This window comes from Haliscomenobacter sp. (assembly GCF_041740695.1).
Taxonomy (GTDB): Bacteria; Bacteroidota; Bacteroidia; order Chitinophagales; family Saprospiraceae; genus Haliscomenobacter.
Genome location: NZ_JBGSLK010000025.1, coordinates 74,213 through 84,009 on the forward strand (window position 1 = coordinate 74,213; position 9,797 = coordinate 84,009).

The window sequence follows — 9,797 nt, forward strand, 5'->3', positions numbered from 1 at the left end:
TTTGGTTTCAGGTGAAAAACAATCTGGCGATCAAAGGTATCCTTTCTCATCGCCTATTAGGGCAATAAAAAAATAAGTGTTTCATTTTGCCAAAGGATTAGATGAGTAAACGGTTCATTTTAAGTTTCTTATCGAATCCTTTGGCTCAGAGAAAATGAACACTTATTTTTGCCCCACTACTTACTGTGTAATTAGACACCTTTTTGTCCCCGTCGTAGGCAAAAACCCACCGATTTATATCCTTTTTTTTCATCACCACCATTTTGCACTCCCTCCCCCAACCCATGGCTTTAGCCGTGGGAGGGGACACACCGCCTCAACCCATGACTTTAGTCGTGGGCTCTTAGCCGTGGAAGGGGATACAAAGACCCAGCCCGTGGGTTTTTCAAAGATCAACCGATCTCCACCACCCTCCTTACCTTCTCCTCCCGCAAAAACAGCGGCAAATTCCGCATAATCGACTCCTTCAAAGCCCCCAAAATCCGCCGCTTGCTAAAATGTGGATGCGTCAACAAACTAATCTCCCGCACGGGCGCCGGTGCCTGAAAAAAGCGCACATACTGCATCTGATCCTCATCCAGGTCTAGCACGGCCAACTGCGGCAATATCGTAATACCCGAATGATTCTCCACCAGCCGCCGCAAGGTCTCCAAACTACCCGCCTCATAAGCGATATTGCCCCAGCCACTTTGCGCTTTTTGCAAGGCGCATAGGTTCACCACCTGGTTGCGCAAGCAGTGCCCTTCCTCCAGGAGCACCAAACGGTTGGGATCAATATCATCGGTAATCAAATACCGTTTTTCCAGGATGGAAGCTTCCCTCGGGGCATACGCCACAAATTCCTCGTAGAACAGACAGTCTTTGACAAACAGTTCTTCTTCCGTGGGTGTAGCCAGTAGCAGCGCATCCAGTTGTTCTCGTTTGAGTAAGGCCAGCAAGTTTTCCGTAGTCCGCTCATGGACGTGCAATTTGATGTCAGGATACCGATCCGAAAAATCCTTTAAAAACAGCGGCAAAAGATAAGGAGCCAAGGTCGGAATAATGCCCAGGCGAAACTCCCCACTCAAGGTTTCACAATGGTCGCTCACCAGCAGGCGCAGCGCCTCGGCTTCGCGCAAGACGCGCCGGGCTTGTTGAATGAATGGAGTGCCCAATTCGGTGGGCAAGATCGGCTGCCGACTGCGGTCGAACAATTTCACGCCCAGCTCATCCTCCAACTTTTGCAAAGCCGCACTCAAGGATGGTTGCGCCACATGGCATTCTTCGGCGGCAGTTGAAAAACGGCGGTGGTTATCCAGGGCAACCACATATTCTAATTGCTGTAGTGTCACTTTGTGATAGTTTTTGTCTATGCAAAGATAGAAACGATTATTATTTTAAATGAGTTTAACACCTGCACCATCTTCTTTTCAGCAAAAAAATACAACCGATTGCATTTTTTCAAAACAAAAAAGCCTTTCATTATTTGGCGATACAGCGAAAATCCGCTAATTGATTGGCATACCTCTGAAAAAAACTGCAAAATATTTTACGCAATCGATTTCATAAATTAAAATCCTTTTACGACATTTACCCCGTGATCCAGAGCATGTCTGAATATTTTTGTTTTAAGCGAAAATGAGGCCGATTTGCAGCAAAACAAAAAAAATCAGACAGGCTCTCAGCATTTTCAATTACCTGCATACTTACATCGACATGTGTATCCAAAACCTGCTTCGAATATTTTTGATGCTCGGATTACTTTGTCCGACGGTAGGATGGGCTCAAATAGTAGGCGGGCCGCAGTATGTAAGTGAAGCGGTGATACAAGATGGTTTTGCACTGTTTACTCGGGGACAAGTCGCCCCGATTGTAGCCAGCAAACAAGATTATGCAGGAGTGGATCGGGCCATCCGCAATTTGCAAACTGATTTATCGAAAGTAACCCAGGCAAATGCCGATATAGTTTATGACCAAATCCCCAAGGGTAAAAAATCCATCGTGCTCATTGGCACCCTGGGCAAACACCCCTTGATCGATCAATTGGTCAAAAACAAAAAACTCAACATCTCCGACTTGCCCGGCAAGTGGGAAACCTTTTCTATTCAAACTATAAACAAACCATTTTCCAACGTCGATAAGGCACTGGTGATCGTAGGCAGCGACAAACGCGGCACGATCTTCGGTGCCTACGATGTTTCCTCCCAAATCGGCGTCTCCCCCTGGCATTGGTGGGCGGATGTGCCTGTCAAAACCAAGTCAGCCATTTACATTAAGGTTGGAGCCTATACCCAAGGTGAACCCAAAGTCAAGTACCGGGGCATTTTTATCAACGACGAAGCCCCAGCGCTATCGGGTTGGACCAAGGAAAAGTTTGGTGGTTTCAACCATCAGTTTTACGAAAAAGTATTTGAACTCATCCTGCGCCTGAAAGGCAATTTCCTCTGGCCAGCCATGTGGGGCAACGCCTTTTACGACGACGACCCATTGAATGCTAGCCTGGCCGATGAATATGGCGTGGTCATCAGCACCTCCCACCACGAACCCCTCATGCGCGCACACGACGAGTGGAGGCGTTATGGCAAGGGGGGCAAATGGAACTACGCCACCAACGATTCCACCCTGCGCGAGTTTTGGCGGCAGAGCATCAAACGGATGGGCAACAACGAAAGTGTGGTCACCCTCGGCATGCGCGGCGACGGCGACGAACCGATGACCCAAGGCACTGCCATCGAACTGCTCGAAGGGATTGTGACGGATCAACGCAAAATCATCGTCGAAACGACGGGCAAACCCATCCAAAAAACCCCACAGGTTTGGGCCTTGTACAAAGAAGTCCAGGACTACTACGACAAAGGCATGCGGGTGCCCGACGATGTGACCCTGCTGCTCTGTGACGACAACTGGGGCAACATCCGCAAACTCCCCAAACTGGATGCCAAACCTCATTCCGGCGGTTACGGCATTTATTACCACTTCGATTATGTAGGTGGGCCGCGCAACTACAAATGGCTGAATACCAATCCACTGCCACGCATTCACGAACAAATGAGCTTGGCTTACACTTATGGTGCTCGCCAAATTTGGGTGGTCAATGTGGGCGACATCAAACCGATGGAATTCCCCATTTCCTTCTTTTTGGACCTGGCTTGGGATCCCACGCGGATTGCGCCCGATCAAGTCCAGGCTTATTCTGAGCAATGGGCGGCACAACAATTTGGCGGCACTTATGCTAAAGAAGTCGCTAACCTTTTGGCCAAATACGCCAAGTACAATGCCCGGCGCAAACCAGAATTGTTGAGCCCCGATACCTATAGCTTGTTCCACTACCGCGAAGCCGAAACGGTGGTCAAAGAGTACAATGCCCTTTTGGTTCAGGCTGAAAAAATCAACACCAGTTTACCGCCACAATACCGCGATGCTTTTTTTCAACTGGTCCTCCATCCCATTCAGGCTTGTGCCAATTTAAATGAGTTGTATTATACAGTAGCTTTAAATAGGCTATATGCCAAACAAGGGCGCAGCGCTACTAGCAGCATGGCCGAAAAAGCCCGGGCATTGTACCAGCGCGACAGCGAAATCAGCGAGTATTACAACAAAACCCTAACCAATGGCAAATGGAGCCATATGATGGATCAAACCCACATTGGTTATACCTATTGGCAACAACCGACGCAGAATAAAATCCCCGACTTGAGTACTTATGAGGCACCCACCGCGGCCAAAATGGGAATCGCCGTCGAAGGCAATGCCCTGGCGCGCACCGATGCTTTAGATCCCCTGGTTTTACCTACCTTTTATGCTCAAACTCCTGAAATCGGGCATTATCTGGACATTTTCAATCAAGGCAAAACTTCTTTTACTTACCAAATCTCGAGTACGGCTAATTGCCTACAAATTGATCCCCAGCAAGGAAAAATTGAAAACGAACAACGCATCGAAATTCGGGTAGATTGGAGCAAAGCCCCGCGTGGCTACACCCGCCTACCACTGCTCATCAAGGCATCTACCGGGCAGGAGATCAGTGTATATCTCGATGTGCAAAATAACCTTAGCCCCGAATTGGCCAATTACAAGGGCTTCATCGAAACAGATGGTCATGTGTCAATTTTGGCAGAACATCATACCCAGGCAATCGAAAGTCCAGCCTTAAAATGGCAGCAATTGCCGGATATTGGTCTCTTGGCGGGTGGCGTAACCACCAGCCCGGCTACCGCGAGCATCAAAAATCCAAGCTCAAGCACTCCTCGTCTGGAATACTCTTTTTACAGTTCCAAAATTGGGGAAATCAGGATCAACGCCCTGTTCTCCCCTACTCTGGAATTCAACGAATCCAGCGGCTTGCGCTACGCAATTTCTATCGATGACGGACCGATTCAAACCATCAACCTGCACCAGGATAAATCCAATCAAGCCTGGGAACGCAGCGTGGCCAACAACATCCGCAGCCTCTTTTCCACCCATGTTTTGACCCAAGCTGGTCCACACACTTTGAAGTATTGGGCCATTGACCCAGGCATTGTTTTACAAAAATTCGTCATTGATTTAGGTGGGGTAAAAAATTCTTATCTTGGCCCTGCGGAAAGTCCACGTAAAGATTTGTTAATCAGTCCAAATTCTAAACAATGATTCAAACCATGCGTTGGTTTGGGCCAAAAGATCCGGTTAGCCTCGCCCACATCCGTCAGGCGGGCTGTACCGGGGTGGTCACTGCCTTGCATCAAATTCCAGTCGGAGAAATCTGGTCGCCAGAAGCCATCGCAGAACGGATTGTCCTCATCGAGAAAGCGGGGGGCCTGTATTGGTCGGTGGTTGAAAGTTTACCCGTACACGAAGCCATCAAAAAAGGGCTGCCTAGTCGCGATGAGTACATTGCCAATTATCAAATCTCGCTGCGGAACCTGGCTGCTGCTGGCATCCAAACGGTGTGTTACAACTTCATGCCCGTATTGGATTGGTCGCGCACTGATCTGGTGTACGAGTTGCCCAACGGTGCCAAAACCTTGCGCTTTGTCTGGCAAGACTTTGCAGTGTTTGATTTGTGCATTTTGAAGCGCCCGGGTGCCGATCAGGATTATACACCCGAAGAGCAAAAAGCAGCAGTGGCTCATTTTTCCAGTATGAGTACGCGGGAGAAGGATAAATTGCAAAAGACAGTGTTGTTGGGTTTACCAGGCTCAGAAGAGGCATTTACACTGGAGACTTTTCAAAGTTTGTTAGACAATTACGCCCAGATTGGTGACACTGAATTGCGCCAAAATTTGTATTACTTCATCCAACAAGTTGCGCCAGTAGCCGCCGAATGTGGCATTAACCTGTGCATCCACCCCGATGATCCACCCCAGCCCTTGCTGGGTTTGCCCCGCGTGGTGAGTACCGCCGCCGACCTGCAACAACTGCTGGATGCTTGTCCGATTCGCGCCAACGGGATTACCTTTTGTACGGGTTCCCTCGGGGTTCGGGCCGACAATGATCTACCGATTATGTTTTCCCGTTTTGCCGAACGCATCCACTTCATCCACCTACGTGCTACCAAACGAGAAGACAATCCCCTGAATTTCCACGAAGCCGATCACCTTAATGGCGATGTTGACATGTATGCCGTTGTCAAAGCGATTGTGCTCGAAGAAAAGCGCCGGTCCGGCGCAGGCTACAAAGATGCCCAAATCCCTTTTCGGCCCGATCACGGCCATCAGATGTTGGATGATTTGGGTAAAAAAACGTATCCTGGTTATTCGGCTATTGGAAGGTTGAAGGGTTTGGCAGAAATCCGGGGATTGGAAATGGGAATTCGATTGTCTTTTCGGTGACAAAGTCAATACGGCTTTTTCTTTGCATCTATTTGAATATTGAAATAGGTTGGTATTTTATTTCAGCATTTATTTGTAATTAATCTAGATTAATATTGCCCTGCTTTTGGCACTTTTTCTATTTGGTTAATCGCTAGTTTATTGAAAAACGCTACCTTGCAACAACATCAATATCTGCTGCGATGTCTACCATGAACCATAGAATTTATATTTCCATTCTTGTTTCCATTATCGTAATTGTTACCTTTCTTCTATTTTATTTTGGAATAGGCTATTACCTTACTCCACTGGAAGAAAGATTTTACCATCCCCATCATTCCTGGTTTAAACCCAGTGGTTTTTATGGTCATGGCCTGGGCATTATTGGTACCTTATTGATACTTATTGGCGTGTTTGGGTACAAAGCCCGCAAAAAAAACCGAGTCCTTTCCCGTTTGGGGCGACTCAAACACTGGCTGGAGTTTCACATTTTTTTATGTACACTTGGCCCGATCATGATCTTATTCCATACTGCTTTCAAATTTGGAGGAATTGTTTCGGTAAGTTTCTGGAGCATGGTGGCTGTCGTAGCCAGTGGAGTAATTGGTCGGTTCATTTATATTCAGATTCCAAGAACTATTGAAGGTGGCGAGTTAAGTCTCGCTGAAATCCAACAGCTCAAATTGAATCTGGAAGAGGTGTTAAAAAATACTTACAAACTGGATGATGCCAGTTATGCTGAAATTCGTCAAGCAACAGAATTGAATTCCGATGCCAATTCCGGTAAAAAAAACGTGGTAAGCCGGATGATTGAAAAACATTGGGCTGATCAGGTTACGTTCCGACGCATCCGGCTGGCACTGCGCAACCAGGATTTAAAATTGAAGGATAGGCAGCGCATTGTAAAATTAATTCGCAATGAAGTGAGTTTAAACAATAAAATCGAGCGCCTTCAAACCATGCAAAAGCTTTTCAAATATTGGCACGTTGCGCATTTACCCTTTGCCATGATCATGCTGGTAATTATGGTGATTCATGTAGCTGTGACGCTGGCATTTGGTTATCGTTGGATTTTTTAGTACTTAATTGATTATGGTTTTAGAACAACTCTTAATTTACGGTGCAGTAACGCTCTTTTGTTTGGGTGTCCTCTGGATTTACCTGAAAAAGCTGAAAAAAACTTCAAAAGAAGTTGAGGCTAAAATTGAGCAAGCCAAACAAGATGGGCTGTTTGAGCCCATTTCACTTCATCCAGTTATTGATCTGGGTACTTGTATTCAAAGTGGAGCTTGTGTCCTGGCATGCCCAGAGAAGGATATTTTGGGGATTGTGAATGGCCGGGCTGCATTGATCAACGCTTCACAATGTATTGGTCATGGTGCCTGCTTTCACGCATGCCCGGTAGAAGCGATTTCGCTGGTGATAGGTACCGAAAAACGAGGGGTCGATTTGCCACATGTCAACCAGGATTTTGAAACGAATGTCCCAGGCATGTACATTGCTGGGGAGTTAGGTGGCATGGGGCTGATTAAAAACAGTGTCGAGCAAGGTGAAGCTGCGGTTGAAAGCATTGTGAAATCAGGCCTTTCTAAAAAGAACGCGGGGTATGATCTGGTCATTGTTGGCGCAGGCCCTGCGGGAATTTCGGCTTCTTTGACAGCAAAAAAACATGGGTTGAATTTCCTCACCTTGGAGCAAGAATCGCTGGGGGGAACGGTTTATAATTTCCCACGTTCGAAGGTGGTAATGACTGCACCCATGGACATTCCCCTTTTTAAAAAAGTCAAACTTTTTGAAACCAGCAAAAAAGAATTGTTGGACTTGTGGCAAGAAGCCTTGGCTAAAAATGGGATTCAAATACGCGAGCAGGCCAAAGTAGATCAAATTACTTCTGCTGCTGATGGATTTACGGTTGCATTGGCCAGTGGTGAAAAAATCCAAGCCCAAAGGGTACTATTGGCAATAGGCCGCCGAGGAACTCCCCGTAAACTGGGAATCCCGGGAGAGGAGCTGGAAAAAGTGGCCTATAAAGTGCTTGAGCCGGAGATGATTTCCAACAAACGCATCGTAGTCGTAGGCGGCGGGGATTCTGCAATTGAGGCAGCGCTGGCTTTGGCTGAGCAAAATAACGTAATACTGAGTTACAGAGGTGAGGCATTCAGTAGATTGAAACCCAAAAACCGGGAAAACCTTGAACGCGGTCGAAACTTAAAACAACTCGAAGTTATGCTCCAATCCAATCTGGTTCGCATTACCGAAGCACAAGTCGAATTCAAGCATTCCAATGGAAAACCTAGCGAAAATATAGAAAATGACCTTGTCTTCATTTTTGCTGGAGGTGAGCTACCTACCGATTTTCTCAAAAAAGCAGGCATCGAAATCACTACCCGATTTGGGTATACTGTCAGAAAACACAAGCATTGAGCAGGCCAATTCTACATATTACCCTGATTTTATTGCTTTTCCTGATGGTACATCCAGGGTGGGCACAGATTTCACCTGGAGAGTTGGCCAAATCACACTCTAGCCTGGAAGGGATTTCCAATTGTACCCAATGCCACACCTTAGGAGATAAAGTGTCAAATGACAAATGTTTAGCTTGTCATAAAGAAATTAAATCCAGAATTGCCCAAAACAAGGGTTACCATTCATCCAAAGACATTAAGGGGAAAAGCTGCGCGAGTTGTCACAATGACCACCACGGCAAGAATTTTGACATGATCCACTTTAATCCGGATCAGTTTGACCACAAATTGTCAAAATATGAGCTGACTGGGGCTCATTCAAAGGTTGATTGTCGGAGCTGCCACAAATCAGAATGGATCAAAGACGCCGAACTAAAAAAACGAAAAGGGACTTATCTGGGAACAGGGACTTCCTGTAAGGACTGCCACGCTGACGTACACAGGGGAACTTTGTCCAAAGAATGTACACAATGCCATACAACAGAAGCCTTTGAACCAGCTTCCAAGTTCAACCACAATAATGTAGATTTTACACTTAAAGGCAAACACAAATCTACTGACTGCAAGGCTTGCCACCCAATTGAGACCAGAGAAGGGAAGAAATTTCAGAAGTTTAAAGGCATTGAATTTCAGAATTGTTCCAGTTGCCATGAAGATGCCCATCGTAATAATCTTGGCCCCAATTGTAGGGAATGCCATACGGAAGAATCTTTTCAGTCACACGCGTTATTGACTCAATTTAACCACAGCCAAACCCCTTTCGCTTTAAAAGGAAAACACAAACAGGTGGATTGTGCCAAATGCCACAATCTTAATGTTGCGGCCACGTCTATCTTTCAGGAAAAAAAAGGGATTGTAACGTCAAACTGCAAATCTTGCCATGAGGATGTACACAAAGGTAAGTTTGGCAATAATTGCGCTGAGTGCCATCAGGAAAGTTCTTTCAAGACGCTCAAGAATATGGACAATTTCAATCACGGACTTACCAGTTACCCTTTGCAAGGAAAACATATTGCAGTTGATTGTAAGGCTTGTCATAGCGAAGACTACACGGTTCCAGTGCCGCACAATACCTGTGCGAGTTGCCATAAGGATTATCACGAGGGGCAGTTTGTCCGCAGCACCGGGGCAGCAGTCGATTGTGCGGTTTGTCATACGGTGAATGGGTTTAAAGAGAGTACCTATACCATAGCACAGCATGCGCTCTCAAAATTCCCGTTAACGGGTGCACATCAGGCAACCCCTTGCTTTGCTTGCCATTTGAAACAAGAAAAGTGGTTGTTCCGCAACCTCAAGATGAACTGCGTGGATTGTCACGAGAATATTCACAAAAGCGAGATTGATGTAAAGTATTACCCAAATCAAACTTGCTCAGCATGTCACCTCACTACGGACTGGAAAAGTAGCTCGTTTGACCACAGTAAAAGGGTGTAATTCAAATTGTCGCAGACAATTTGAAAAAGGCTTATCTTGAGTACAAAGCCAATTAAGATGAGCAAGGAAGAATTTCTGGCCCTAGCGGCCTCACGTTACGAAGCGCTTAATAAGCTCAATGAAATCAAGG

6 protein-coding genes are annotated in these 9,797 nt (G+C 46.3%); 5 read left to right on the plus strand and 1 reads right to left on the minus strand.

Features of this window, described 5'->3' with window-relative positions; all coding sequences use genetic code 11:
- Window positions 1–392: 392 nt before the first annotated feature.
- Window positions 393–1,331 (minus strand): LysR substrate-binding domain-containing protein, encoded by a 939-nt coding sequence (locus ACEW9O_RS05395; RefSeq protein ID WP_373549109.1) that lies wholly within the window; start codon window positions 1,329–1,331, stop codon window positions 393–395.
- Window positions 1,332–1,728: 397 nt separating this feature from the next.
- Between ACEW9O_RS05395 and ACEW9O_RS05400 the strand changes: the two genes are divergently transcribed.
- From ACEW9O_RS05400 to ACEW9O_RS05420, 5 genes are all read left to right on the plus strand, one after another.
- Window positions 1,729–4,608 (plus strand): glycosyl hydrolase 115 family protein, encoded by a 2,880-nt coding sequence (locus tag ACEW9O_RS05400; protein ID WP_373549110.1) that lies wholly within the window; start codon window positions 1,729–1,731, stop codon window positions 4,606–4,608.
- Window positions 4,605–5,789 carry a mannonate dehydratase gene (uxuA, locus tag ACEW9O_RS05405; protein ID WP_373549111.1) on the plus strand — a complete coding sequence of 395 codons (1,185 nt, stop codon included), beginning with the start codon at window positions 4,605–4,607 and terminating at the stop codon, window positions 5,787–5,789. Before ACEW9O_RS05400 ends, uxuA begins: the two co-directional genes overlap by 4 nt.
- A gap of 191 nt (window positions 5,790–5,980) precedes the next feature.
- Window positions 5,981–6,847 carry a hypothetical protein gene (locus tag ACEW9O_RS05410; protein WP_373549112.1) on the plus strand — a complete coding sequence of 289 codons (867 nt, stop codon included), beginning with the start codon at window positions 5,981–5,983 and terminating at the stop codon, window positions 6,845–6,847.
- A 13-nt stretch (window positions 6,848–6,860) separates the two neighbouring features.
- Complete coding sequence (locus ACEW9O_RS05415; RefSeq protein ID WP_373549113.1) at window positions 6,861–8,192, plus strand: NAD(P)-binding domain-containing protein; 1,332 nt, start codon at window positions 6,861–6,863, stop codon at window positions 8,190–8,192.
- Window positions 8,189–9,667, plus strand: a complete 1,479-nt coding sequence (locus ACEW9O_RS05420; RefSeq protein WP_373549114.1) for a cytochrome c family protein — start codon at window positions 8,189–8,191, stop codon at window positions 9,665–9,667. Before ACEW9O_RS05415 ends, ACEW9O_RS05420 begins: the two co-directional genes overlap by 4 nt.
- The last annotated feature ends 130 nt before the right edge of the window (window positions 9,668–9,797 follow it).